General features: G+C 53.8%; 1 protein-coding gene. It reads left to right on the top strand.

Annotation, left to right across the window (positions count from 1 at the left end):
• The first annotated feature begins 14 nt into the window (after positions 1–14).
• Positions 15–2177: an elongation factor G gene (gene fusA / locus Q2B33_RS23830; protein ID WP_300570079.1), complete on the top strand. Its 2163-nt coding sequence runs from the start codon at positions 15–17 to the stop codon at positions 2175–2177.
• Positions 2178–2459: the final 282 nt, after the last annotated feature.

The following is a 2459-nucleotide window of genomic DNA, read 5'->3' as shown; positions in this document are numbered from 1 at the left end:
AGGAGGAAAAAATCTTGGCTGGAAGAGAATATCCGTTAGAGAGAACCAGGAATATCGGGATCATGGCCCATATCGATGCTGGTAAGACCACATTGACAGAGCGTATCCTGTATTACACTGGCGTGAACTACAAGATAGGGGATACTCATGAAGGCACTGCCACCATGGACTGGATGGAGCAGGAGCAGGAGCGAGGCATCACTATCACTTCAGCGGCTACGACCTGCCATTGGACATTGGAGAAGGAGACCAAACCCATGCCTGGTGCCCTGGAGCACCGTATCAATATCATTGATACGCCTGGCCACGTTGACTTCACCGTGGAGGTGGAGCGTTCCCTGCGCGTGCTGGACGGCGCAGTCGGCGTTTTCTGCGCGAAGGGCGGCGTTGAGCCCCAGTCCGAAAACGTATGGCGGCAGGCTGACACTTACAATGTACCCCGTATGGCGTTCATCAATAAGATGGACATCCTGGGCGCGAACTTCTACGGCGCTGTGGAGCAGATTAAGACCAGGCTTGGCAAGAATGCCATCATGATTCAACTGCCCATCGGCAAGGAGGATGAATTCAAGGGAATCATCGACCTGTTCGAGATGAAGGCCTATATCTACAATGACGACAAGGGAGACGACATCACGGTGACGGACGACCTTGGAGACATGCAGGAAGAGGCCGAGCTGTACCGCTCAGAGATGATTGAGAAGATCTGTGAGCTGGACGACGATTTGACCATGATGTATCTGGAGGGCGAGGAGCCGTCCGTAGAGGAGATGAAGAAGGCGCTGCGCAAGGCTACCTGCGAGTGTACCGCGATTCCGGTATGCTGCGGATCTGCTTACCGCAACAAGGGCGTCCAGAAGCTCCTGGATGCTGTCCTGGAGTATATGCCTGCTCCTACCGACATTCCTGCCATCAAGGGCGTTGACCTGGAGGGCAACGAGGTGGAGAGGCATTCTTCCGATGAGGAGCCTTTCTCCGCGCTTGCATTCAAAATCATGACAGATCCTTTCGTAGGAAAGCTTGCATTCTTCCGCGTATATTCCGGTACCATGAATTCCGGGTCTTACGTATTGAATGCCACCAAAGATAAAAAAGAGCGTGTGGGACGTATCCTGCAGATGCATGCCAACAAGCGCGCGGAGCTGGATAAGGTCTACTCGGGAGACATTGCCGCAGCGGTGGGCTTCAAGCTTACCACCACCGGCGACACGCTCTGCGACGAGCAGCATCCGGTCATCCTGGAGTCCATGGAGTTCCCGGAGCCTGTCATAGAGCTGGCTATCGAGCCCAAGACCAAGGCCGGCCAGGGCAAGATGGGCGAGGCGCTGGCAAAGCTGGCGGAGGAAGATCCCACGTTCCGCGCCCACACCAATGCGGAGACAGGACAGACCATCATCGCAGGTATGGGAGAGCTCCATCTGGATATCATAGTGGACAGATTGCTGCGTGAGTTCAAGGTAGAGGCCAATGTAGGCGCTCCTCAGGTTGCCTACAAGGAGGCGTTCACCAAGGCTGTGGAAGTGGATTCCAAGTATGCGAAGCAGTCCGGCGGCCGCGGTCAGTACGGTCATTGTAAGGTGAAGTTCGAGCCCATGGAGGCGAACTGCGTGAAGTTCGAATTCGACCCCAAGGCCAATATCCTGATCAACGATCCCCCGACGCTGCTGTTCGAGAGCACCGTGGTGGGCGGCTCCATTCCCAAGGAGTATATCCCGGCGGTAGGCGAAGGCATCCAGGAGGCGGCTCAGGCCGGTATCCTCGGCGGATTCCCTGTGCTGGGCGTACACGCCAATGTGTATGACGGCTCCTACCATGAGGTGGACTCCTCCGAGATGGCGTTCCACATCGCCGGATCCATGGCGTTCAAGGAGGCCATGCAGAAGGCAAGCCCCGTGCTGCTTGAGCCCATCATGAAGGTGGAAGTCACCATGCCGGAAGAGTATATGGGCGATGTCATCGGCGATTTGAACTCCCGCCGTGGACGTGTAGAGGGAATGGATGACATCGGCGGAGGCAAGATAGTAAAGGCTTACGTGCCCCTGGCCGAGATGTTCGGTTACGCCACAGACCTGCGTTCCAGGACTCAGGGCCGCGGAAACTACTCCATGTTCTTCGAGAAATACGAGCAGGTGCCCAAGAACGTACAGGAGAAGGTTCTGGCTGCGAAGGGGAAATGACCCTGAAAAATATTTTTGTAAAATATGCCAGTAATCTTTAAAAATAGCTTGAAAAACCTCTGGTTATTTACTATAATAGGAAACAGGTTCATTTTCCTATTATCCAAGAGATATAATCAGAGATAGCCGAGAGAAGAGCGCCGAGTGTGCGGAATGCGCTTCGGCGAGTAGGAAAAGAAAAAGTTTCATTAATTGAAGGAGGACTTTAATAATGGCAAAAGCTAAATTTGAAAGAACTAAGCCCCATTGTAACATTGGTACCATTGGCCACGTTGACCATGG

This window comes from uncultured Acetatifactor sp. (genome assembly GCF_948601915.1).
GTDB lineage: Bacteria > Bacillota > Clostridia > Lachnospirales > Lachnospiraceae > Acetatifactor.
The sequence above is the reverse complement of the archived record's forward strand: the minus strand, read 5'-3'. Positions and strand labels throughout refer to the sequence as shown.